The organism is Sphingomonas sp. Leaf34, assembly GCF_001421805.1.
In the GTDB taxonomy this organism is placed as follows: domain Bacteria; phylum Pseudomonadota; class Alphaproteobacteria; order Sphingomonadales; family Sphingomonadaceae; genus Sphingomonas.
In genome coordinates, this window is sequence record NZ_LMLC01000002.1 from 104,953 (window position 1) to 130,408 (window position 25,456).

Below are 25,456 nucleotides of genomic sequence, written 5' to 3' on the forward strand. Positions count from 1 at the left end.
ACTTGGAAGATCCCACATCACCCCGATTGACACAATAGGCCAATTCGGCCAAATTGGCCTTGCCAAAAGGAGAGGCCAATTGCCCGTCGCCGAGATGCCCGGGATTGGCCGCCCTGATGACAAGCAATGCACTGCTGGCACCGACCGGGGACATACCACGGCGGACCATCGGACCGATGGAAGAATAGGGGGAGGTCTATGACGCACGTTGCGAATATTCGTCGGAATACGCTGGCCGCACTGCTCGGTGCGACAATGTTGACCGCCATACCGGTCGCTGCACAGCAAGCGCCCGCCACGCCTGCACCGACCGTGACGCCGGCATTGCCCGCGCCCAATCCGGCCACGCCGACCGTCGCGACGCCTGCCAATCCGTCACAGACCACTGCCGCCGATCCGCAGTCGCAACCAGAGGCAGCGGAACAGCCGACCGCGGACATCGTCGTCACCGGTTTCAAGCAGAGCTACGCCGACGCGATCCGGTCGAAGAGGTCGGAAATCGCGATCACCGACGGTATCTCGTCGGACGGTCTGGGCCGCTTTCCCGATCTCAACGTAGGCGAGGCGTTGCAGCGCGTGCCGGGTGTACAGATCAACCGCGAGGCCGAGGGCCGCAACGCGACGATCAACCTGCGTGGCCTGCCGGGCGAATATGCACGTCTGACCTTGAACGGCGTCGCATTTGCCGAACCCGTCCTGACCGAAGCGGCGCCGCTCGGCGCGTTCAATGCCGACATCTTCAGCGCCATCGTGATCGACAAATCGCCGCTCGCCAACGCGCAGTCGGGCGGCCTGTCCGGCAATGTCGATCTCCAAATCGCGCCGGCGCTCAGCCGCAAGGAAGGCGGCTTCGTCAAGGGCGCAATGGAATATAACCAGTTGGGCGACAAGTTCGCGCCAGCCGGAACGGTGGGATACAACCACCTGTTCTCCGACAGCTTCGCCATTTTCGGCGTGCTGGCGTATAAGAAGGAGAATTTTCGCCGCGATACGGTGCAATTCAACAGCTATTCAGCCTTCTCGGCCGCGCAGGCCCAAGCCAATGCCTCGACGCTGGGTTCCTATTATTCGCGTTCGGCGGCATGCCCCTCGTGCACGGGTTCGAACGGCACCGCCGGGGTGCTCTACAACTCTCAGCTGCGCCAATATGCCCGACTGAACAACGGCGACCTGTACACCGGCGCCGCCGGCGCGGAATGGAAGCCGAACGCGCAGACCCGGATCGGCGTGACCGGTTTCTACACCGATCGCAAGTTACCCAAGACCAATCAGTATTTCTCGATCCTCAGCAATAACGACGCCAGCTTCGTCACGCCGACCAGTACGCCGGTAAAACTGGCCGACGGGCGTTATGTCGTCACCGACTACGACTTCACGAACCCCGATGCGCGCATGTCGACGCGGCGGCTGGCGTTGCGCCAGAAGGCGTGGGGGATCAACGGCAAGGCGGAGTGGAGTGACGACGCATGGCGTGTCAGCACCATCCTCACCGCATCGAAGGCGAACAACCAGTCGGAAGAGACATCGCTCGATTTCGATCGCCTGCAGACGGCGAGCGGCAACGGCGCCAGCGGCACGATCCGCACCGGTGCCGGAGAGATTGGCGACCTGTTCTATTCGCTGGCGCCGAACCCGATCGTCTCAAGCATGGTGTCGAACGGCTGGTACTGGGGTGGCGTCGCCGATCCCACGCAATATTATAATTCGCCCACTGCCGCCGGTCGCACGCAGCGCCTGCAGCTGACGGGGACGCAAAGCTATGCACAGACCGATCTGCTCGCCTATCAATGGGACGTCGAGCGCAGTTTCGAGGACAGCGTGCTTAGCGGTATCCAGGCAGGATTCCGGTTCGAACACAACAAGTTCACGTCGGAAGGGTATCGGACGCAGGCGTTCGGCATTCAGACGCAGAACATCGACGGCACCTTCCTCGAGGCAGCGCCGGTAGTCGGGGATTTCTTCGGCGGCAAGGCAGGGACGACAAGCCCCAACTGGCAGTCGGCGCGACTGGATTATGCGTTCGACAAGCTGAAACCAGTGACGGTATTTCCAGGCGGTGCGCTGTCCCCGCTGGGCTTCAACATCCGGTACAACGACAGCAACTATGCGCTGTACAACTTCACCAACCAGACCGACATCGCCGCCGGATACGGGCAGATCAAGTATGAAGTCACGGTGGCGGGTGTCCGCATCCGCGGCAATGGCGGCGTGCGGTATGAATATGCCCGCAACAAGATCGATGCGCTCGACCGGATCTCGTTGACCAGCACGATCGGCTCGCCCGCCGATTTCCGTACCAACACCTATTCGCGTACTTATGGCAAGCTGCTGCCGTCGTTTATCGCCGTGGCCGACATCAGCAGCAAACTGTTGATGCGCGGCGCCGCCTATCGCACCTATGTCCGGCCGCAGCCACGCCAGTTCACGCCGTCGACAATCGTCGGCAATCCGGTGAACGGGGTTTATTCGGTGACGCTGGGTAATCCCGACCTGAAGCCCTATGATTCGACGTCGCTCGATCTGTCGCTGGAATATTATAATCGGCCGAATGGGATCATCTCGCTGGCCGGCTTCCAGAAGCGGATCAAGGGGCTGATCGCGACGGTCAACGATCCACGGCTGCTGTGCCCGGCGGATTCGACCGCGCTGGGGCTGGGTCTGCTGACGGTCAATGGCGACCGGTGCGAGAGCAACCAGATCTACACCGGCGGTGCGGTACCGACGCCGTTCATCGTGGCAGCGACGGGATTCCTGAACCAGGACAATCCGATCACCGTGCGGGGCTTGGAGTTCAACCTTCAGCAGTCGCTCGATTTCCTGCCCGGCGTGCTCAGCCATCTGGGAGGTGGCTTCAACTATGCGTTTACCGACATCAGCGGAAAGGCATCGAATGGCACCGCGGCGACGCTCCCGGGCGTGTCGCGGCACAACGCCAACGTTATCGGCTATTACGAGACGACCAGTTACGGCCTGCGCCTCGTCTACAACGTGCGCAGCAACTATGATCTGGCGTCTGCCGGTACGCTGACCGGCGCGGCGCGGCAGGTACGGTCGCGCGGCCAGCTCGATCTGTCGGCGTCGTACAACGTGTCGGAAGCGATCTCGCTGTCGTTCGATGCCTACAACCTGACCAACGCGTTGCGCATCGAATATGAGGGCGACGAGAGACTGATCCGTCGTGCCGACTATGACGGTCGGACGTTCACGGTCACCGCCCGCGCCACGTTCTAGACAAACGATCCTCCCCTACTGGCGGTGTCTCTCTCGCGAGAGGCACCGTTTTTTTTGTCAGTCGCCGACGCCGTAGCGCGGGCGGGCGCGGTCGAAGGTCAGTTCGATCCGGTCAAGCATCACGCCGGGGTCCAGCGGGAAGATGCGCAGGCGATGGGCGCCGGGTGCGACCGCTGCGATTGGAATCGCGGCGGTCGCCGTATTGGACAGGACATTCGCTCGCCACCGGTCGCTGCGCGCGACCGTCGCAAAATCGATCTCGACTAGGGGCCCATTATCGAAGCCCACCGCGATCCGCTGGCGATGGCCGGGGTCGATCGGGTGCGCAGGCAGCGCGACAATGCGCAAGTCCGCCCCCGTCGCCGTGACCGTCGAAAAGCGATAGGTCACGGGGACAACGTCGACCAGATCGGCGATCTTGCGGGTCGGCAGCGTCAGTCGCGCGCGAATGGCCGCGCCAAGGCTGCCGAGCCCGGCGACCCGCTCCCAATCCGCTCCGGTCGTCGCCGCCACCGCAGGCAAGGTCACGCGGCGTTCGCGTTCGTCGGATGCAGTCGACGTCAGCGCCGTGTGGATCGGCAGAGTTGCGCCGCCGCAGGTGAGGGCGATGGGGCCGGCCGGGCCACGGCCGTCATAGGATAGGGTCAGTCGCTGCTCGTAGCCGTTGGTCGCCGTCAATATGCCTGATCGGATCGACACCGACACGCCGCCGGGGCTGCTCTTTACCGCCCATGGCTGAGCGTGCGGCTGGCGACCGTAAAGAGTCACGGTGCGGCGATCGGGCTTCCCCTGGACGAACGTCAGCGTATTTTCGTCGTTGATCCATTCGCCCCACAAGGCGGTATCGCAGCCGGTTTTTGCGGAAGCGTCCCAATGCGGCCATTGCGGCTCGTCGAATACGGGCAGCCGTCGTGGGGCCATATCCATCATGCCGCGCCATTTGCCCTGAGCCAGCGCATCGTAGCGCGCGGTATCGGCAACCAGCCCGGCATGCGCGCTGCGCGCGGCGGCGACGTACCAGTTTGCGCTTGCGCGGTTCTGGCCTGCGTAGAGGGTCGCCAGGTCGAGCCGCAGGATGCGCTCGTTCAATCGGGCCGCGCCACGAACGGGATAGAGGACCAGCTCGAAATACGCATCGCGCCGATCGGCGGGAAGCTGCGCGGCGATCGCCTCGGCTCGCGCAACCAGATCGGCATAGGCGACCAGCCGGGTCTGTGCTTCCTCGCCATCGCTCTGAACATAGGCGGTAGGGCGATTCGACGTCACCCATTCGGTTTCGCCAAAGCCCATAAACTCGGGCTTTCGTTCCCAGGCCAGCGCATAGAAGCGCTGCATGACTGCGGCAATGCGCGGGGCGAGCGGCAGACCGAACTGGTCAGCCATGAAGCCGGTCAGGTGGGTGATCGACGGTGTGCGAAGCAGCCGGTCGTCAAAGGCGAGATCGAGGAAATATTGCGATAGATATTCGATCGGCTTGATGTCGCCGACGTTGACGATCCACATCCGGCGAGCGTCCGTATCCCAGGCGCGGCCCATCTGTTCGCGGATCATTTCGGGATGGGTGGTGCCGAGCCAAAGATAATCATGCGGCCGCCCCCAATAGGAGAGATGGTAATAGATCCCGGCTCCACCCGGTCGCAGGCGTTCGGCGGGGGTGCTCAGGCGCCGGAGCCAGCCGTAATTGTCATCCGTCCACATCAGGGTGACGTCGGGCGGCACGAACAGGCCGGCGTCATACGCCTCCTGCAACTCGTGATAGGCGACGAAAACCTGCGGGATCGTATCGATCGGCCGCTTCAGCGTTTGCGCCAGCAGCCCCTGTTGCAGGCCAATCACGCGTTCCAGAATAGCGCGCCGAGCCTCTGTCGTCGTGGCGCCCTGCATCGGGCCGTCATGGATACCGCGCAGGCCGAGCGTGTAGATCGCGTCCACGCCCGATGTCGCGGCGACACGCTCACGCCAGTAATCGAGGATCGCGTCGGAGCGGCGGGTGAAGTCGAACGGCCCGCGAATCGCCTCGTCCCACTCGCGCAGGTTGTTGCGCATCATCGGTTCCGCGTGGCTCGTACCGACGACGATCGCATAGCGTGCCGCCATCGGCGCATTGCCGGGATCGCCGTAGAATGGCGTCGAGACGGAATGCATCGCCGGCCAGAGCGTGTTCGCCTTCAGCCGCCACATCAGTTCGAACACGCGCTGATAGGTGCGCGGGCCGATATTGCCCTTGGCGGCGTCATAGGTCTTTGCGGCCCAAGGCAGCAGGCCCCAGTCCTCGTCGTTCAGAAAGATCCCGCGATACTTCACCGAGGGTGCGCGGGAGACGAAGGCCGCATCGTCGATCGTGATGGCCGTGCGGCGGCGGGGCGTGACGTCGGCCCACCAGGTCCACGGCGAAATGCCAAGCGCACGCGACAGGTCGACTACCCCGTACACGGTACCGCGCGGGTCCGATCCAGCGATCAACACGATGCGCCGGTCGCCGCGTCGGATCACCGCCCGGACATGGCGTTCCCATGCTCCGGCCAGCATCGAGAGGTCGACACCGCCCTCCCTGGCAAGGCGGGCGACGAGTGGGGAATCATAGCGGCCGATGACGACGCAGGTTTGCGGGCAGGTTGCCAGATCGGTCGCGACGCCCGGGCGGTGCGCGCCCAGCGCCGTCAGATCGCCCGCGAGCATGTCGGCGGCGATGGCCGTGACGTCACCAGTGCCGCTTCCGTCATGAACGATCCCGGCGCGGGTCAGGTCTAGCGGCGCGGCGAAGGCGGGCGGGGCATACCATGCGGTTGTCGCCAGCAGGGACATCGCGGCATAGCGTCTCATCGGCGTTCTCCCAGGGGCGTCATGCCAATTCATAGTGGCTGGTCATGCCACTATGATCGCGCTAGGTCGAACGGACAAGCCGGCGCTGACCGGCGCCACGATCCGGGAGAGCCTGTCATGTCACGCATGGTCCGCACATCGTTCGGGATGGCCGCTCTGATAGGGTTGCTGTGCTCCACCGGTATCGGGGCGCAATACACCGTGTCACAGCAGGCCGGCTTGCCGGCGTATCGCTACGTCGATCCACGGATCGGCACCGGCAATGACGATCAGGGTGATACCGTACCGGGCCCGACGCGGCCCGCCGGGTCGATCCATCCGAGCCCCGAAACGCTGGTCGGCAGCAATGCCGGGTACGACAAGGATGCACCGATCAGCGGCTTCGCGCAGTTGCATACGCAAGGGTCGGGCGGGCGGACGACATACGGCACGTTCCTCGTCTCGCCGCAAACCGGCGCGCCGCAGTTCGATGAGCCCGAGCATCTTTCGCTCAAGGCGGACGAGCGACTGGCGGCGGATGCCTATGCGGTGACGCTGTCGCGCTGGGGCATCCGGGCCGAGGTGACGCCGGCGGAAAACGCGGCGTTGTACCGGTTCGCCTATCCCGCCGGGTCGCCCGCCACGATGGTGTTCGATCTCACGCGCAAGATCCGCGGCGAGCTGGCGAGCGATGGCGCGGACGTCACGATCGACTCGGCGCGCGGAAGGATCGTCGCGCGGGTCAGAGCCAAGGATTACTGGAATCCGGCGCGGACCGATATATGGTTCGTGGCGCAGCTCGACCGGGCACCGACGCGCTGGGGAGTGCGTGCGGGCACCGCGGTCAAACCGGGCGTGACCACCGCCTCGACGCCGGCGGACACCAGACTGGCGGCGTGGTGGCAGTTCGATCCGACTCCCGGAAAACCGGTGATGATGAAGGTCGCGGTGTCGTTCACCAGCGCGGAGCGCGCGGCGGAATTGCTCGACGAGGATATCCCGGCCTGGGACTTCGATGCCGTTCGGGCCGGTGCCCAGACGGCGTGGAATCGCGAGCTGGCCCGGATAACGATCGACGGCGTCGGCGAGGCGGACAAGCGTCGTTTCTATACCGCCTTGTATCACAGCGTGATCCAGCCGCGCGACCGGAGCCGCGACCAGCTCGTGGCGGATCGCACGACACCGCATTGGGACGATTATTATACGTTGTGGGACACGTACCGCACCGGCTTTCCGCTGATGTCGCTGGTCCGGCCAAGCGTCTATGCGGGCAATGTCCGATCGATCGTCTCGACGTTCCGGAAGTTCGGGGCGGCACATACCGCCTTCATCGGCGGTCGCAACTATCAGGTCGGGCAGGGCGGCGACGAAATCGATAACGTGCTCGGCGAGGGGTTGATCCGTGGCGTGACGGGGGTCGACTGGCGCGCCGCGGCCGAGGTCGCGTTGCACAATGCGTGGCAGGAACGGCGGCCGCGCTACCAGATTGACGGCTGGTTCGCGGTCGGGGATCGCAGCCCCGAGCCGGACAACCAACGCGCCCGGTCGGGGTCGTCGACACCCGCCTTCGCGCTCAACGATTTCTACGCAGCCAAGCTGGCGGCGGCGGCGGCGCGGCCGGAGGAGGCGGCGGCATTGGCGACGCGATCGGGCAACTGGCGCAAGGTGTGGGACAACGACGCGACGAGCGACGGCTTTTCCGGGTTCATCATGCCGCGCCATGCCGATGGCCGGTTCCAGGCGATCGACCCGAAGCTTGGCTGGGACGGCAAGAAATACGACAATGTCGGGTTCTACGAAGGCACGGCATGGGTCTATTCCTACGCGATGCTGCACGACCTGCCCGGCATGATCGCGGCGATGGGCGGACGGACGCGGTTCATCGCGCGGTTATCGCACGCGCTGGAGAGCAACCTGATCGATATCACCAACGAGCCGAGCTTCGCGACGCCGTGGTTGTTCAGCGACGTCGGCCGGCCCGATCTGGCAAGCTACTGGGCCGACCGTATCTTCCGGCGCTTTACCGCCGACGCGTATCCGGGCGACGAGGACAATGGCGCGATGAGTTCGCACTATGTGTTCAACCGGATCGGGCTGTTTCCCAAGCTGACGACGGACCTGTACTATCTGCATGCGCCGCATCAGCCCAAGGCGACGATCACGCTGGAGGACGGGAAGACATTTTCGATCGTGACCCGAAACTGGAAACCAGGGCGAATCTACATCGCGTCGGCACGGCTGAACGGACGGCCGCTGACGAGGCCGTTCGTCCGCCAGGCGGATATTTTAGCCGGCGGCACGCTGGACCTGACCGTCGCGGCCAAGCCTACCGGCTGGTTACGCGACTGATGCGATCGGTGACGGATCAAACCGGGGTCAGTCCGCCGTCGCCGGTCTGGCCGCGGCGATGGTCGTGCCCGCGCCCGTGAACGGTTCCAGCCGGAACGCGAACCTAAGAGGCGCGACGGGGACGCGGTATTGCGGAAGGGGGCGGCCATCCTTGTTCCACTGGGTATCGCCGCCGACCCCGGACTGGGCAGCATCGACCAGCAGCGTGACATGGCCGTGCGGCACGATATCGGTGCTCTTGCGGGTGCCCGGTGCCCGTCGAGACAGATCCTCATAGGGGAAGGCTAGCGCGTTCATCGCCAGCGGCACGCGGCCGGTGACGCGCAGGCCGGGCGCGGTGCCACCGGTCAGTTCCATCCAGCGAACGTCGGTCTTGTTGCCGGTATCCTGCGGGCGAATATAGTCATGATCCTGGGCGGCGATCGCCCCGCGCCACAACCCGATCATCGCGCTCGTCTTGCGGTCGACATAGCTTTCATGCGGCCCGCGGCCATACCATTCCACCGTCTCGAACCGGGTCGGCATGGCGTAGGCGAAACCGATCCGCAGGGGATCCGGCAAGTCGCTCGCCAGCGGGGTAAAGATGCCCTCCACCGCGACCGATCCGTCGCCGTCCATAGTGTAGCGGGTGACGAAACGGACCGCCTTGCCCGCCTTCGTGCCGTCGCCCATTGTTGCGTCGACAGTGACGGTCGCCCCGTCAGCGGTAACGCGGTCGATCGTGCGGGCATCCGACATCGCCTGCCATGTGGCGTGCTTCTTGTCCGGATCAGTACCGATATCATTGTCGGTCAGCGCCCGAGCGAAGTTGGGCGCACCGCCGCTGAGGATATCGGTGGTACCGACGCGGTAGCTGGCAATCAGCCCGGTCTTGCGGTCGACGGTCAACATGGCGCCGCCGGCCGCCAGCGACACCGTGCCCGGCTTTTCCGATAGCGTGACGCGACCGGGTCGCGGTGTCGGTACGGCGGGTGTGGCGGCCAGCGCAAACTGCTCCCACCCAACGATCGCGTTGGCAGGGACGAGCGGGATCGAGCCGGACTTTGCAAGGGCGCGGATCGTGACCAGATATTCGCTGCCGGGGGTGGCTGACAATGCCGGCAGCGCCAGCGCGAACGGCTGCGTGGTGCGCGCCTTGGTCGCGAGTCGTGGCCCCGCACCGCGCGCGACGACGACCCCGTTCCTGGTTACCTCCCAGTCGAGGGTAAACCCCGACAGGTCTTGGAAGTCGTGGTGATTGGTGACCGTGAATCGACCCGATCCGGCATCGGCCGCGGCAAACTGGATCGGTGAATAGACCTTTTGCAGTTCGTAGAAATGCGGGTTGGGCGTGCGATCGGACTGGAGCAGGCCATCGCCGAATTCGATCTCGCCACCGGGGTTCGGTCCATATTCGCTGCCGTCGCCCCAATAGCGGTGGCCGGCCTTGTCATAGCGATACATCGACTGATCGACCCAGTCCCAGACAAAGCCCCCCTGCAACCGGTCGGGATGGGCGTAGATCGCGTTCCAATAGTCGGTCAGGTTGCCGCCCGAATTCCCCTGCATATGGGCATATTCGCACTGGATCATCGGTTGCCGATATTCGGTGCGCCGTGCGTACTCGATCATCTTGGCCGGGCTGTCATACATCGGCGCATAAATGTCGGAGAACGGGTTTGGGCGGAAATCCTCCAATTGGGTCCAGCCGAGATATGAGATCAGGCGGGTAGGATCGAGAGCGCGCGCGGCGGCCGCGGCGGCTTCGAAATTGGGGCCGTTGCCGGATTCGTTGCCGAGCGACCAGAAGATGATCGAAGGGTGGTTCTTGTCACGCTCGACCATGTTGACGACTCGTGACACCTGCGCCGCGCGCCACGCCGGGTCATAGCCGATCTCGTACTTCGTGCGGTCGACGTCGGTGCGACGGGCATTGATCATGTAGCCGTGGCTCTCGATGTCCGCCTCGTCCATCACGTACAAGCCGTATTCGTCGGCCAACGCATATAGCCGTTCGTCATTCGGGTAGTGCGAGGTGCGCAACGCGTTGATGTTGGCGCGCTTCATCAGTTCGATGTCGCGCCGCATCGATGCTTCGGAAATGACGTGGAAGGTTTCGGGATCATGTTCGTGACGGTTGACGCCACGGATCGTGATCGGTTTGCCGTTGACGGTGACGACCCCGTTGCGGATCGCGACGGTGCGAAAGCCGATCCGTTGCCCGGTCGCCTGAACCACCGTCCCCTTTGCGTCGATCAGTTCGACCAGCAGGGTATAAAGGTTGGGGGTTTCGGCGGTCCACGGCTTTACCGACCGAACGATGCCGGTGATGCTGACAACCGGCGTGGCGGGTGCGATCTTGGTAAAGAGAGCGCGCGTGCCGTCAATCAGCGTGACGCGCGCGGTCATGCCGCGAGCGGGATGAGTCGTCTTGAGCGAAAGCGCCAGCGTGCCATCGCGCCATGCGTTGGTCAGGCCGGCTTGCGCGGATATGTCCGCGATCCGGGCCTTGGGCGCCGCAATCAGATAGACCGAGCGTTCGATACCAGAGACACGCCAGAAATCCTGGTCTTCGAGATAGCTGCCGTCGGACCAGCGGTGGATCTGGATCGACACGCTGTTGCGACCGGCCTTCACGAAGCGGGTGACGTCGAATTCCGACGGCAGCTTCGAATCTTCCGCATAGCCGATCTTGTGGCCGTTGACCCACACGTCATAGGCAGACCCTGCCGCGCCGATATGCAGGATTACGTCTTCTCGCACCCAGTCGGTCGGTAGGTCGACGTCACGGCGATAGGAACCGACCGGATTGGTGGCATGGGGGATCAGCGGCCGGTTGGCGGGAAACGGATAGGTGATGTTGTTGTATCGTGGCTGATCATAGCCTTGCGTCTGCCAGTCGGCGGGTACCTTTATCGCTTTCCAGCGCGATACGTCGTACTCCGCGCGCGCAAATTCGGTCGACGCCTTGTCCGCATCGGCGGAGAAGGCGAATTTCCACATCCCGTCGAGCGACAGGAAACGGCGCGACCGGCTATGGTCCCCCACCAGCGCGGCAGCGCGCGTTTCGAATGGAAAACCGGTGGCGTGCGCGGGCAACCTGCCGCGTTCGAAGACTGCCGGATTTTCCCAGTCGGGTCGGGACTGGTCGACCTGTGGCTGGATCGGCAGCACCATTTGTGCGGACAGCGGGGTGGCGCTCGACAGGAGCAGCCAAACGGTGTGCGAGGGTTTCATCGCTGGCCACGCCGCGACCAGGAGGCACGGCGGTTCGCCGTCGTCGCGCCGGGCGGGGCGGTGGCATAGGCGATGCCTTGTTCAAGCCCGCGCAATTCCGCTAGCCCGCGCAGCCGCCCGATCAGCGAATAGCCGGGATTGGTAACGCGGCCGAGATCGTCGAGCATCTGGTGGCCGTGGTCGGGACGCATCGGGATGCTGCGGCCGGACGCGGTCGACAGGCGATGCACGGCGGCGATGATCGCGGGCATGTCGGCGCTGCCACCTAGATGGGTTGCCTCGTGAAAGGCCGTCTCGCCTTCGCGTTCGACCGCGCGGAGATGAAGGAAGCCGATCCGCTCGCCCAGCCGGTCGATCATGCCAGGCAGATCGTTGTCCGCCCGCGCGCCCAGCGATCCGGTGCAGAAACACAAGCCGTTGGAGTCATGGGGGACGCTGGCGAACAGCGTGGCGAGATCGGCCTCGGTACTGACGATGCGCGGCAGGCCGAAGATCGGAAACGGGGGGTCGTCGGGATGGACCACCAATCGGATACCCAGCGTGTCGGCATGGGGGCACACCGCCTCGAGAAAAGCGACGTGATTGGCGCGCAATCGCTCTGCGTCGATGGTCGCGTAATCGGCGATCGCAGCGAGGAAGCTGGCGGAGGTGAAGCTCTCCTCCGCGCCGGGCAGACCCGCGAGAATGGTGGCTTCGAGCCGATCGCGCTCGGTCTGGTCCATCGCAGCAAAGCGGCGTCCGGCGGCTTCGACGATCTCGGGGGCGTAATCGTCTGCCGCGCCGCGCCGGCACAGAATATGAAGATCATAGGCGGCGACCGCTTCCCATTCGAACCGCAGCGCCAACGCGCCGTCGGGCAACGCATAGGCAAGATCGGTGCGGGTCCAGTCGAGCAGTGGCATGAAGTTATAGGTGACGACGCGGATACCCTCAGCCGCGAGATGACTCAGCGATTCTTTATAGGCCTCGATCAACGCGGGGGCGCGCGGGCCACCGGTCTTCAACTCGTCGTGCACGGGCAGGCTTTCGACTACCGTCCATTCGAGGCCAGCCGCCTCGATCAGTGCACGGCGTTCGGCGATCGCCAAGCGGGGCCAGACTTCGCCGTTCGGGATGTCGTGCAGGGCGGTGACGATGCCGGTTGCGCCCGCCTGGCGAATGCCCTCCAGCCTGACGGGATCGGCCGGGCCGAACCAGCGCATCGTCTGCGTCATCAACACGTCATTCGTCTCCATCGATTCAGACCGCCATCGATCCCGCAAGATAACAGACCAGTGTGAAGTTATTGGTCGGTCCACTTTATCGTCCGAGCCGCGCAATTGTGCAAGCGTATCGCCGTGGCCACCGGACTGCGACCGCTGCAGATGTCGGACAGGTCGACATGACCGCCCCCCGCGGCGCCGTGGTTACGATTTCGATCCATTCGCCGCGAGCCGAGCACAGTCACGACCTATTCGCGGCTGGTGAGGATGGGCAGGCATTGCGCTGACGCTACGGGGGTCGACCGGGACCTCAATCCTCTCTCACGCGGCCACGGCGAAGGGCGAGTTGGCGTGATCCCGGGACGCCCTTTTACATTAGCCGAGAACGCCGCCGGGCTTTCCCGGCCGCGCCGTTTGGCGGACGCGTGCGGTTGAGTTCCGCGATCAGCGCGCGTTGGGCAGCGACCGCCTCGTAGTGACCATGATCCGGTTGGCGATACCCCTCGATTTCCTCATGGGCGAACGCCAAGATTTGGCCCGGGATGCCGACCGTCACATCACTGCCATGGGAGAGGCGTTCGAAAGTCTCCGGGTTAATTGCGACGAAATCGGATCGATATTCGAACGATCGCGCTCGGTGCTTGATGCCACAGTTTGCAGGTTCCAGCCTAGGCGGCATAAGCGAGCCATCCGATCGCGATTGGAGCGGCGCCATGGCGGGCTTGTCGAGCATGTGCGGCGTTACAAAGATGTGCACGGTTCATTTGTGCAACCAGCGCAATTGCTAAATGGTCGATCGTGTCCCGCCGGGTGATGTAGCTTTGGCGGCGTAGCGGTATTGATCGCCGGTCTGGCCGGCATTGGTCGGGCGGTCACGGATGGCAGCGTGACGGCGGTATCATCGTCCCATTGCGTAGCGTTTCCCGGCGTCATGTAGCGACCCCGGGAAACCGCCCGCTTATCGGCCTCCTCCAATGGCAAAGCGCTGGCGACGCGGGTAAGGCATCCTTGATGGGAAAAATGCCGACGATGCCGGTGTCTCGTTTGATCGCGCCGTTTGGCGGTCGAGTGGGTTGGCGCTGTGCTGTGCAGCGATCCGGTGGCGGGAACAATATGTAGGGGAGCACGTCGTCCTCAGCCGCATATCAGTCGCACGCGGCCGGTCAGGGCCCAGACACGCCCGATTGACCTCCTCGTCACCGCTATGCTGGTTACCCCAGCGCCGAGGAGCGCCTTGGCGATCTGGTCGTCCACGGGGTGCTCGCCGCTTGCGCCGAAAGCGCGCAGCCGGGCCGGACCATCGGTGCCACGCGCCCGGCGCGGTACCAGAGCAGGCGAATCCAGTTCGTGCCAGCCTGCTCGATGTCACCGCTGTGGGACTTCGGCGACGGCCCTCTCGAACCTCGTCCTGTCGCCCGCCACGAGGCTCCAATCGGTGTTGGACCCAGGGCCTATGATGGCCGGGGTATAGAGGTCGTCGACGTCGCGCGACTGTCGCGGCGGCGAGCGCCATGAACGTCAGGGCGTGTCGTTCGGGACCTGTGGGGCCACCATCGTCGCCGGCGCCTCGTACCGGCGGGGCTCCAGGGCTGCGGGGGTGGGGACGAGCGCCATCCACCGCCGCGCGTCGGCGGGCGCAGTCTCGCAGGCTGCGTACTCGCGGGCGAAACCGAACTTGGCGTTCAAAAAGGTCCTTGATGAGAAGCGACACCTTCACGACGGCCTTGCCGTCGAAGGCCCCAAGGGGCGCCTGTCAGGCAGCGCATCTGAAGTAGAGCCGGCCGGTGCCGGGATCTGCCGAGGGCGATGCCATCGCGCGCTTTGTCACGTCGTTCTGTACCCATGTGCGGTCCACATCGCGGGCAAAGATCACGTGAGTAAGGATATTTCCAAGCGTTGGTCGGAAATGGTGACCCCTACGAGAATCGAACTCGTGCTTACGCCGTGAGAGGGCGTCGTCCTAACCGCTAGACGAAGGGGCCGTGTAGCAGAAGCGGGCGTCTACGGAAGGGGGCGGCAGTCGTCAAGACGATTACCGCAAATTCCTTAGGCGCCCGCTGTTTTTTCTCAGGCGGCGACCTTCTTCCGCTCGGCCATTTCCTCGTTCAGCATCTCGGCCAGCAGGAAGGCGAGTTCGAGGCTCTGGCTCGCGTTGAGGCGCGGGTCGCAATGCGTGTGGTAGCGATCCGCCAGCGATTGCTCGGTCACGTCGACCGCGCCGCCGGTGCATTCGGTCACATTCTGCCCCGTCATCTCGGCATGGATGCCGCCGGCATGCGTGCCCTCCGCGCGGTGGACCGCGAAGAAGCCGCGGACTTCGGCAAGAATGCGGTCGAACGGGCGCGTCTTATAGCCGTTGGCGGCCTTGACGACGTTGCCGTGCATCGGGTCGCAGCTCCAGACCACCGGATGGCCTTCGCGTGTCACGGCGCGAACCAGGCGAGGCAGGTTTGCCTCTATCTTGTCATAGCCGTAGCGCGTGATCAGCGTCATCCGACCCGGGATTCGGGCAGGGTTGAGCGTGTCGAGCATCCGAAGCAGCGCTTCAGGCTCAAGACTGGGACCGCACTTGATGCCGATCGGATTGCCGATGCCGCGCAGGTATTCGACGTGCGAAGAGCCTTCGAAGCGGGTGCGGTCGCCGATCCACAGGAAGTGTGCGCTGGTATCGTACCAGTCGCCGGTCAGTGAATCCTGCCGGGTCAGCGCCTGCTCATACTGGAGCAGCAGCGCCTCATGGCTGGTGTAGAAATGCGTCTGCGCGAGTTGCGGCACGGTTTCGGGGTCGATCCCGCACGCCGCCATGAACTCGAGCGCCTCGCCGATCCGGTCCGCGGTCTCGGCGTATTTCCTCGACCACGGGCTGCGGCCCATGAAGTCGTGCGTCCAGCGATGGACCTGATGCAGGTTCGCATAGCCTCCTTGCGCGAACGCGCGCAGCAGGTTGAGCGTCGCAGCCGACTGCGAATACGCCCGGATCATCCGCTGGGGATCGGGCGCACGTGCTTCGGGCGTGAAGGCGATGTCGTTGACGTTATCGCCGCGGTACGACGGCAGTTCGACGCCACCGATCGTCTCGGTATCGGTCGAACGCGGCTTGGCAAACTGGCCCGCCATGCGCCCGAGCTTCACCACCGGAAGCTTCGACGCAAACGTCAGCACGACCGCCATTTGCAGGATGACGCGGAACGTGTCGCGGATGTTGTTCGCACTATGCTCTGCGAAGCTCTCCGCGCAATCGCCGCCCTGCAGCAAGAATGCCTTACCGGCGGCGACCTCGGCGAGCGCAGCGGTCAGGTTGCGCGCCTCGCCGGCAAAGACGAGCGGCGGGAAGGTGGCCAGCTGATCGGTAGCAGCGGTCAGCGCTGCGGGATCGGTGTAGGTCGGGAGCTGGCGAGCTTCGTGCTGCGTCCAGCTGTCGGGGGCCCAGTTCACGGCCATGATATGTCGTCCGATTAGTGAATTGTGCGGCTGGCCATGCGCGAAAACCGGTTTTTGCGCAACGAAGTAAACCTTGGCTCCGCATGGTACAGACCGGCATCCGCGAGTGTGCAATCACTTCGATGGATATTTTCATTCAGTGTGGCACAAATAATATATGGCGTGTTCGCTGTCGTTTAGGCATGAACCGTAAATGGATATGCCAATGCGAATTATCGTTGCGTTCTCGATCATCGCCGGCGGCGTCGCGCTTGGCGTGCCGGTGCTGATCATACTCGGCCGTCGCCGGCGCGCCGACAAACTGCGGCGGCGTGGCGTCAAAAGCTATAATCGCCGGCCGCAAGTCACGCCCGTCACCACGCGGTCGAGCGGTCAGTAACCCGCCGTCAGGTCGGCGACGTTCTGCAGCGGCGTACCGGCAAGAAATGCGGTCAGGTTCTTCATGAACAGGGTCGCACCGCGGGCGAACATCGTCGTCTGGCTGCGGCCCGACAAGTGCATCGTTATGATGGCGTTCGGCGCCGACCATAAGGGATGATCGACCGGCAGCGGTTCGGGGCTGGTCGGATCGAGGAATGCGCCCGCGATGTTCCCGTTTTCCAGTGCCGTGATCAGCGCATCGTCGTCGATCATGTCGCCGCGCGCGATGTTGATTAGCCACGCCGATGGCTTCATCCGTGCCAACGCGGCGCCATCGATCATCGCCTGCGTCGTATCGGTTGAGGGGGCGGCAAGGATGACCCAGTCGAATGCGCCGAGTCGATCGTGCCAGGCATCCGGCGTGATCGTCCCGTCACGGCCGCTGCGCGTCACGCCGGTCACATCGACGCCGAACGCGATCAGGCGATCGCCGATCATCCGGCCAATCGTACCATAGCCGATCACCAGCGCCTTGGTTCCAGCAAGTTCGACCTTGCCGGGTGCATCCCTCAACCACTCGTGACGATCCTGCGCCCGCAGGACGGTATCGAACCGCTTGGCGGCCACCAGCACCCCCATCACGGCATATTCGGCGACGGTGACAGCGTTGATGCCCGCGCCGTTGGTGAGCGTCACGTTACCGGTGCGCAGGACATCGAGCGGGAATGCGTCGAGCCCTGCATAGATCGTCGACACCCACCGCAACCGGGGACCGGCGGCGCGAATCGCCTCTGCCACGAGATGCGTCGGCTGCATGTCGACCCAGGCGATCTCCGCATCGGCGATCATTGCCTTCGCCTCGTCGGGGGTCGTGAACCAGGCGGCTTCGAGCGTTGGCGGCAGTTGCGGTTCGAGGAGGGGGCGAGCGGCGGCGGGCAAGACGGCTTTCATCCCCCCAGCATCGGCGCTGCGTGCCGTCTGTCAAGCATCGCGCGCACATCGTCCGGCCGACGGGCTAAGCGTACAGTTTGGCGGAAGGGTCGAGCACCGCCGGTCGTCGCAGAATGACGATTGCACGAGCACCATCGGCTTGTGATTCGACTTTGCGAACACGTCTTTTGTTGCCATGCCGGGGTGTACGACGATGCACTGAGAGCCTTATTGGCAGATCAACGATAGACGCCAGCAGAACCGGTCCCGGGGTGACCGACGGGTTTGCGACTGCTGCGTCCCCATTCATCGCAGGACGACCGCTGTCGAGCCGGCCTTGCTCAAACCGCGTGCCACACGGACGGCGGGCTCCATCCCCGCCATTGTGTCGACCGTCAGAATGGCGGCGGCGTGACGGCCGGGCATTGCGTGCGGTGCGCGGCCGTCTCCGTCCGCTCAAGCGTCAACTGGCGTGGACGGTCTTCGTGATCAGATGCGCGGCGATGCCCTCGGGTCCGTCCTCGGAGCCGTGGCCACTCTCCTTGATACCACCGAACGGGCTGTCGACGTAGCTGAGGCGGACATTGTTGATCGCGATCATGCCCGCCTCGATCGCGTCGCCCAGAACGTTCTGGCGGCGACCATTCTCGGTAAAGCAATAGGCAGCGAGGCCGAACGACAGGCGATTGGCTTCGGCGATCGCGTCGTCGTCGGTCGCGAACCGGCTGAGCAGCGCGATCGGGCCGAACGGCTCCTCATTCATCGCGCGCGCCGACAGCGGTACGTCCGACAGAACGGTCGGCTGAAAGAAAAATCCGCCTTGCCCGCCATAGTCGCCGCCCGCGAGCAGCCTGGCGCCGTGGCTGGTAGCATCGCCGACCAGTTCAGCGATCGCCGCCGGACGGCGGGCATTGGCCATCGGGCCCATCTGGCTCGCCGCATCCATCCCGTCACCGATCCGCAGCGCACGAGTGCGCTCGGCAAACCCTGCGGCAAAGCGGTCGTAGATCCCGTCCTGGACATGAAACCGCGTCGGTGCGACGCAGACCTGCCCGGCGTTGCGAAACTTGTGCGCGACCAAGGTATCCAGTGTCTTGTCGAGGTCGCAATCGTCGAACACCAGCACCGGACCGTGGCCGCCAAGTTCCATCGTTGTCCGCATCATCGTGTCGGCGGCGAGCTTCATCAGCGCCTTCCCGACCGGTACCGAGCCGGTGAAACTCAGTTTCCGTGTGATCGGCGACGCGAGCAACTGGCGCGAGACCGCGTCGGGTACGCCGAATACGCATTGCGCGACGTCGCCGGGCAGGCCGGCATCCTGGAAGCAGCGCATAACCTCGACCGCGCTGCCCGCCGTCTCCTCGGACGGTTTGATGATGATCGAGCAGCCTGCGGCGACCGCCGGCGCGATCTTGCGCACGACGTTCATGATCGGAAAATTCCATGCACAGAACGCCGCGACCGGGCCGACCGGCTGGTGCAGGACGAGGCTGCGCGAGCCCGACGGGCGGGGCAGGACGCGGCCATAGATCCGCTGTGCCTCGGCCGCGTGGAATTCGAGTAGGCCCGCAGCGAACGCGATCTCACCCTTCGCCTCGGCCTGGATCTTGCCCTGCTCGAGCGTCGCGATCCGTGCGATATGATCGCCGCGTTCGCGCAGCAATTGTGCGGTGCGGACCAGGATCGCGCCGCGCTTTTCGGGCGGGGTCGCCCGCCACGCCACGAAGCCGCGCTGCGCCGCCTCCAGCGCCCGATCGAGATCCGCGGCCGTGGCAAGCGGCAACGCCGCCTGGCCCGCTCCGGTTGCCGGATTGAGCACGTCGCGCGTATCCCGTCCGTCACCGCTGAGCCATTCGCCGGCGATGTAGAGGCCGAGCGTCGTGTCATAGGGCGTGGTCATGGGTCGTCTCCGTTGCTGGCACCGCGTGAGGCTGCGTTGCTGCCGTCAGCCCAGGCCGTCAATGCGAATTCTCTGCTCGCCAGACAAGCGTTCGTCGGCGCGCCCGTGGCAATGCCGGAGCGCGCGCGGTGGGATGCGATCGGCGTGATAGCCGTAAACCTGCACGCCGACCCGCGCAAAGCCGACAATGCCGTCCACCGTTTCGGACCAGCGGGAATTCTACAGGGCGTGGTCGCCATTCGGGTCGGCTGTACCGCAGGTGACGGCGCGTTTGCCATGACGCTCGGCGGATCGGACGCGGCCAGCGATCCGCGTCTGGTCAGCGTCGAAAAAGTGCGGGGACGCGGCCGCGTCCCCGCTCACGATCAATATTTCACACGCAGGCGGGTATAGTAGAAGCCGCCATTAAACCCGAATGGTCCGCCGTTCCGCGCATAGACCTGGCCGTCGGACGTGCCGCCGGTAAGCGGGTAGATCTGCACCGTCGCATTTGCCGCAAGGCGATCGGGATGCTCGTCGGTAAAGTTCTGCGCGCCGACCGACAGCGTGAAGTTTTCGGCGAAGATGTAGCTCAGCTCGAGATCGGTGGTGAACTTGCCGCCGAAACGCTGATTGGCATACCCCTCGGCGGGCGTCGTGGCGGTGGCCGCCCTGGTTACGGTCACGCCGTAATCCTGCGCGCTGGTCCATGAGCTGTAATAGTTTTCACGCACGTTAAAGCTCAGATTGCCCAATGACCAGTTCGCGTTCGCGACGAGGCGGTGTTTCGGTGCCAGGTTTTCGGCATCGATCCGTTGCGCCAGACCGATCACCTGCTGGTCGAACGATTTAAGCTTGGTATTGTTGTAGTTGTACGCCAGCGAGAAGTTGAGCATCGCGCCGCTAAACTTTGTACGATAGGTGCCGACGAAGTCGATGCCGCGCGTCCGTGTCTTGAATCCGTTGGTGAAATATTGGACCTGCCCGTCGACCCCGACCGCCTGGAGCGCCGGCTGTGCGGCGACCGCCGCCGCGTCGACGATGAACGGCGATGTCAGGCCGATGCGGTTGCGCAGATCGATCTGATACCCATCGACCGTGATCGTCATGCCGCGGATCGGTTCCAGGATGACGCCAGCGCCATAGTTGGTCGATTTTTCCGGCGTCAGCGGCTGGGCGCCATAATATTGCGCCGGTGCGCTGTCGACGGGATAGGTGCCCGCCTGAAACGCGTTGCCGCCGTTGAACGACGTCGTGACGATCGAGACGTTCGACTGGCCCGGCGACGGCGCATGGAAGCCGGTGCCGAAACTGCCGCGGACCGAAAGCCCTTCAACGAGCTTGTAGAGTGCGTTGACCTTGCCGACCCACGCGCTGCCGAAGGTGTTGTAATGCTCGTACCGGCCCGCTGCGCCGACCGTTAGCGCGTCGGTCAGATCGGTTTCGAGACCGACATAGGCGGCATAGGCCTTCTGGTCGAAACTGCCTGCAGTTGCCTCGCTGGTGCCGGCATAGCCGCTGGCGCCGACGCCTTGCGCCGCGGTCTTGCCGGAGTCGACATATACGCCCGGCGCGGTCAGCGTGTAGAGTTGCTGTGCGACCGCATAGGGTCCCGCGCTATAGGATTGCAGATCGCCCGCAGTCTGTTCGTAGGTTTCCTTGCGGAATTCGCCGCCTGCCGAGATCGTCAGCGGCGCCGCCAGTCCAAGTTCCGCCGCATAGGTGAAGTCGGCGTTGAAGTTCACTTCCTTCTGGATCAGGTCGCCGAAATCGAAGCTCGTCTGCGTCGCCGGCCCGTAGGAGAAGTTGGCCGAATTATACATCGACAGCGACAGCTTGTTGCGCGCCAGCGTCCCCGACAGATCGTAGCTAAAGGCGCCGCTGGTGCCCTTGTAACCCAGCACGCCATAGAGCTCCTGCGTCTTGCCGACGAAGCGCGGCGTGAAGCCGGCCGGATATAGCGTGCCGAACTTGAACGTGTTGCCGTCGCGGACGAAGCCGCCGCTCTTGCAGGTCGCGTTGCCGGCGGGGCAGGGGGTCAGGAAGAAGGTGTTGTTGAACGCGCCGTTCGCGTTCTGAGGGCGGACGACGCCGTTCGTGTCGACCGCGGTGCTGCTCACCGACGCGCGATAGTTGAAGCTCTGGTTGCCCTTGCTCTGCGCAAAGTTGCCGAAGAAATACAGCTTGCTGTCAGGCGTGACGTTGATCGCCGCGTTCAGCACCGACTTGAAGCCATGCGAGGGCGAATTGCCCCAGATCTGCACCGGCAGCGGATAATTGGGCAATTGCGACGCCAGCGCGGGGAAATTCTGCGCGAAGTTCGCCGCCGACGGGCGCGTTCGGCCGCGGCTGGTCTGCCCCTCGTCGACATATTCACCGGTCGCGTTGATGAACCCCCAGTCGCCCTTTAGGCCTGCATTGCCCGCAATCTGGTAGCTTTCGCCATCGCCTGCGTAATATTGGCCCACACGGCCGACCAGTTCGATCCCCTGGTCTTCACGAAGCCCGTAGTTGAGCACGCCGGCGATCGCGTCAGAGCCGTATTGCGCGGTCGCGCCTTCGCGCAGCACCTGGAGATTGCCGATCGCGAGCGACGGGATCGCCGAGATGTCCGGCCCCTGCGCGCCGCGGCCAAGCCCGGTGTCACTGCCGCCATAGACCTGCACCAGCGCCGACCGATTGTAGCGCTTGCCGTTGAGCATAACGAGGACCTGGTCGCCCGACAGCCCGCGCAGCGAAGGCGAGCGCACGAAGGTCGACGCGTCCGAGATCGAGTTCTGCCCGGCATAGAAGGACGGGACGATATTCTTGAGCGCATCGATCATGTTCGCGGCGGGCTGCGTCGTCAGGTCGGCCGAACTGATGATGTCGACCGGCGACGCCGAGTTTGCGAGCGTTCGGTCGGTGCGGCGCGTACCCAGGACGAGAATGTCGCCGGCCGGTTCTGCTTCGGCGGGCGCGACGGCCTGCGGGGTCACATCCTGCGCGGACGCCGCGACGGCGTCCTGAACCGCATCGGAGCCGGCCGCATATGCGGCCGAGCTCGACAGCAATGCAATCGCCAGTGCGACGGTCGAAGTCGTATGTCTGATCATCTGAAGCCCCCGTAAGAAATCCGGCCCGTCAAGAGCCTTGTCCGGATGTTCCCAATCGCGATCGTCGCTTATCCGCGACGTATCGAAACCGCTTTTTGATCAGCCCTGCGCAGTTGTGACCGCGTCATTCCATGCGCCGTCATCAGGCGACAGAGCGACATACTAGCTCCCGCATGACAATCGAAAATGTCGCTGGACGCGGCAAAAGTATCGTGACGTTGCATTTTTAGCGCACTATCGGTGCAATTGTGGCGCAGGTTGCGTTTGTTTCTTCACCGAAACGTCGAGCGCTTGCAGATCATAGCGACCAGCATAGCGCTGCCAACGCGACACGTATGTCACGCCTTTACCACGTCGCGATACTGGGCGCTGGCAAGCGACCTGCGGCTAGCGCGCACGGGGCCGTGCGTTGGCGCGAGCGTCGCCGTCAGCCGGGTTTACGTAACGCGCACACCGCGTAGCCCAACGGCGGCAGCGTGATGGTCATGCTGCCCGGCGCGGTGACCTTGCCACAGCCCCGGCCCGCCAACGTCGTAGCCGTCGCGGCGCCGACGCCGATCTCGACCTGCCGCGTCAATGCCGTCGATGCCGTGTTGAACGCGAGCAACACTTCGGCATTGGTGGCGGGATCGAAGCGCGAAATCGCAAGCAGGCCAGGCTTGTCCTCGCGTGCGCGCAGCGTCTGCGGACCGCGGGTGAGCGCAGGGGTCGCGGTGCGCAGGCGGGCAAGCGTCGCGGTTTGGGCGAACAGCGGGTTATCATGGCCGAAATGCGCCGTCGCGGTCGTGCTGGCCGTGCCGAGCAGGCGATTGTCGTTATATACAGCGACCTTGCTCGCGAACATGTCCTCGCGCGCGTCCTGGTCGTTGCCGTCGCTGACGAAGCCCTGTTCGTCTCCCGAATAGATCGTCGGGACGCCGCGCAGCGTCAGCAGCATGGCGTTCGCCAGCATCACGCGCGCCATTACCTCTGTATCGCTGGCCTGCGGAAACGCTCTCCGAACGAATGTCGCGAACCGGCCGTCGTCGTGATTGCCGGTGAAGGTCGGCAGCGTCACCGCGGTGTCGAACCCTTTCGCATACAGCGCGTCGCCGTCGAACAGCGCTTCGAAAGCCTCGGTGCCGCGCGAGCCCGCCACCGTCTCGACAACCGCCTGGCGGAACGAGAAGTCGAGCACGGCGGGCAGCTTGTCGACGATCGTGTGCTGCGCGAGCACCGCGGGGCGGACCTCGTGATCCGACACTTCGCCGAAGATGTGGAAGTTGGGGATGCCCTTTGCAGCAGCGCGGGCGGTCATCGCGGGAACGAACTGGGCCCAGAATGCCGGGTTGACGTGGCGCGCCGTGTCGATCCGGAAACCGTCGACGGCATAGCGATCGATCCAGCCGCCGAAGATGTCGATCATGCGCGCGACAACCCGCGGGTCCTCCGTCATCAGGTCGTCGAGCCCGACGAAATCGCCCATCGTCGAACTCTCGTTACGATAGGTCGTGTCGCCGCGGTTGTGATAATAGCGGACGTCGTTGAGCCAGGCGGGCACCTTTACGGTCCGCTCGCCCGCCGGCACAAACGGGGTATAGGCATAATCGCTCCGCATGAGCCGCGCGAAATTATCGGCCGTCTGGACGTCGTCACCCAGGAAGCCGGGATTGATCGCGGTGCCGCCGGTGCCGAGATGGCGCTGATACGGATAGTCCGCGCGGCTACGATACGGGCATTCGGTCTTGCCGACGCATTCGCGGTACTGGATCACGTCGGCAGTGTGGTTGACGATGATGTCCATATACACCTTCATCCCGCGGCCATGCGCAGCCGCGACGAGCGCGGCGAAGTCGGCGTTGGTGCCGAGATGCGGATCGACCTGCGTGAAGTTGGTGATCCAATAGCCGTGATAACCCGCCGACTGCCGGCCGGGACCGCCCTGCACGGGCTTGTTCTTGAAAATCGGGCCGACCCAGATCGCGGTGGTGCCGAGCGACTGAATATAGTCAAGCCGCTTGGTCAGTCCCTTGAGGTCGCCACCGTGGTAAAAGCCTTTCGCGGCAGGATCGAAGCCGGTGACCAAGGGCCCGCCGGACAGTCCGCCGCGATCATTGGAAACGTCGCCGTTCTCGAACCGGTCGGGCAGAAGGAAATATATGACCTCGTCCTGCGGCAACCGTGCGCGGTAGTCGTCGGCATGTGTGGCCGACTGAACGCCGGGCTGGGACCCTGATCGGGCGCTCGACTGGACCGTGGTATGCACGGGAGTCCGAACGGGGATCTGCGCGGCGGCGGCAGACGCGGCGAACAGCAGCGCGAGCGCTGTTCCGGTGGCAAGCTTCGACATAGATCCTCCCGAACGTCGCAGCTTCGCCGGTCTGTCGACGGCCACGTTCGGGCGGTATCTTGCCGGCTGGCGACGGCGACACCAACCCGGTCACATACGTATTCTGTCCCGATGGTACGGCGCGCCCTTGCGATCGCAGCGTCGTGATCGGACCGAACAGGCAGCGACCGGCAATGCCACGTGCGGAACCGGTCATGAGCGGAATCACGTTGTTACAGGGTGTGCTCGGAGCGTCGAAACCGGCGACCACGCGAAACCGATCGCGCGATAGAGTGATCGGCGCGCGCCGGTAACGACGACGTCGGCGGTGTCGTGCGGCGGTGCGGTCGTGGCGGCAGACGATGCGGGCGCCATTCGGTGCGAACGCCGTCCGCATGCAACCCACTCACGGCCTCGCAGCCGCCTGGGCGGCATCTGGGCTCCTCATCATCGTGTGTCTTCCGGGCGCATCTGTACGGATCGGTTATCGGCGGACCGCGACATCCGCGCGCCGCGCCGCAAACCGCGTCGCCTCACCGATCGGCGGGAACGACGCTGGCGGGTGTGCAGCTTAAAAATGCTTGCGTCTGCTTTCAGCTGTACCGATGCTGCGCGCGTCCGGCGCGTTTCGCCCGAAATTGAA

13 protein-coding genes and 1 tRNA gene are annotated in these 25,456 nt (G+C 64.4%); 4 read left to right on the forward strand and 10 right to left on the reverse strand.

Features of this window, described 5'->3' with window-relative positions; genetic code table 11:
• Positions 1 to 198 precede the first annotated feature (198 nt).
• Positions 199 to 3,231 (forward strand): TonB-dependent receptor, encoded by a 3,033-nt coding sequence (locus ASF00_RS05925; protein WP_055875743.1) that lies wholly within the window; start codon positions 199 to 201, stop codon positions 3,229 to 3,231.
• A 57-nt stretch (positions 3,232 to 3,288) separates the two neighbouring features.
• On the opposite strand, the gene ASF00_RS05930 is transcribed toward ASF00_RS05925, so the two are convergent.
• Positions 3,289 to 6,054 carry a glycosyl hydrolase 115 family protein gene (locus tag ASF00_RS05930; protein ID WP_055875746.1) on the reverse strand — a complete coding sequence of 922 codons (2,766 nt, stop codon included), beginning with the start codon at positions 6,052 to 6,054 and terminating at the stop codon, positions 3,289 to 3,291.
• A gap of 117 nt (positions 6,055 to 6,171) precedes the next feature.
• On the opposite strand from ASF00_RS05930, the gene ASF00_RS05935 reads away from it, so the two are divergent.
• Positions 6,172 to 8,382 (forward strand): GH92 family glycosyl hydrolase, encoded by a 2,211-nt coding sequence (locus ASF00_RS05935; protein WP_235525642.1) that lies wholly within the window; start codon positions 6,172 to 6,174, stop codon positions 8,380 to 8,382.
• A gap of 27 nt (positions 8,383 to 8,409) precedes the next feature.
• On the opposite strand, the gene ASF00_RS05940 is transcribed toward ASF00_RS05935, so the two are convergent.
• The 5 genes from ASF00_RS05940 to ASF00_RS05960 form a co-directional block, all read right to left on the reverse strand.
• Positions 8,410 to 11,598, reverse strand: coding sequence for a glycoside hydrolase family 2 TIM barrel-domain containing protein (locus tag ASF00_RS05940; protein WP_055875749.1), 3,189 nt, complete (start codon positions 11,596 to 11,598; stop codon positions 8,410 to 8,412).
• A complete protein-coding gene (gene uxuA, locus ASF00_RS05945) occupies positions 11,595 to 12,833 on the reverse strand; it encodes a mannonate dehydratase (protein ID WP_055875751.1) in 1,239 nt (412 codons plus the stop codon). The genes ASF00_RS05940 and uxuA overlap by 4 nt, the downstream gene beginning before the upstream one ends.
• 337 nt (positions 12,834 to 13,170) lie before the next feature.
• Positions 13,171 to 13,533, reverse strand: a complete 363-nt coding sequence (locus tag ASF00_RS05950) for a hypothetical protein (protein ID WP_055875752.1) — start codon at positions 13,531 to 13,533, stop codon at positions 13,171 to 13,173.
• A gap of 1,174 nt (positions 13,534 to 14,707) precedes the next feature.
• Positions 14,708 to 14,782: transfer RNA gene (locus tag ASF00_RS05955), tRNA-Glu, on the reverse strand.
• Positions 14,783 to 14,867: 85 nt separating this feature from the next.
• Positions 14,868 to 16,241 carry a class II 3-deoxy-7-phosphoheptulonate synthase gene (locus tag ASF00_RS05960; protein WP_055875754.1) on the reverse strand — a complete coding sequence of 458 codons (1,374 nt, stop codon included), beginning with the start codon at positions 16,239 to 16,241 and terminating at the stop codon, positions 14,868 to 14,870.
• Positions 16,242 to 16,446: 205 nt separating this feature from the next.
• Here ASF00_RS05960 and ASF00_RS18305 point away from each other — a divergent pair, with 205 nt between their 5' ends.
• On the forward strand, positions 16,447 to 16,620 hold the full coding sequence (locus tag ASF00_RS18305; protein WP_235525643.1) for a hypothetical protein: 174 nt from the start codon (positions 16,447 to 16,449) through the stop codon (positions 16,618 to 16,620).
• Here the strand turns inward: ASF00_RS18305 and ASF00_RS05965 are convergent.
• Together ASF00_RS05965 and ASF00_RS05970 are read right to left on the reverse strand one after the other, a co-directional pair.
• Positions 16,614 to 17,552: a D-2-hydroxyacid dehydrogenase gene (locus tag ASF00_RS05965; RefSeq protein WP_055875757.1), complete on the reverse strand. Its 939-nt coding sequence runs from the start codon at positions 17,550 to 17,552 to the stop codon at positions 16,614 to 16,616. The two genes, ASF00_RS18305 and ASF00_RS05965, sit on opposite strands and share 7 nt — an antisense overlap.
• A 442-nt stretch (positions 17,553 to 17,994) precedes the next feature.
• Positions 17,995 to 19,431 (reverse strand): NAD-dependent succinate-semialdehyde dehydrogenase, encoded by a 1,437-nt coding sequence (locus ASF00_RS05970; RefSeq protein WP_055875763.1) that lies wholly within the window; start codon positions 19,429 to 19,431, stop codon positions 17,995 to 17,997.
• A 12-nt stretch (positions 19,432 to 19,443) separates the two neighbouring features.
• Here ASF00_RS05970 and ASF00_RS18310 point away from each other — a divergent pair, with 12 nt between their 5' ends.
• Complete coding sequence (locus ASF00_RS18310) at positions 19,444 to 19,824, forward strand: hypothetical protein (RefSeq protein WP_156348203.1); 381 nt, start codon at positions 19,444 to 19,446, stop codon at positions 19,822 to 19,824.
• On the opposite strand, the gene ASF00_RS05975 is transcribed toward ASF00_RS18310, so the two are convergent.
• A complete protein-coding gene (locus ASF00_RS05975) occupies positions 19,797 to 22,505 on the reverse strand; it encodes a TonB-dependent receptor plug domain-containing protein (protein WP_055875766.1) in 2,709 nt (902 codons plus the stop codon). The genes ASF00_RS18310 and ASF00_RS05975 overlap by 28 nt on opposite strands.
• Positions 22,506 to 22,932: 427 nt before the next feature.
• A complete protein-coding gene (locus tag ASF00_RS05980) occupies positions 22,933 to 24,834 on the reverse strand; it encodes an alpha-amylase family glycosyl hydrolase (protein ID WP_055875771.1) in 1,902 nt (633 codons plus the stop codon).
• Positions 24,835 to 25,456: the final 622 nt, after the last annotated feature.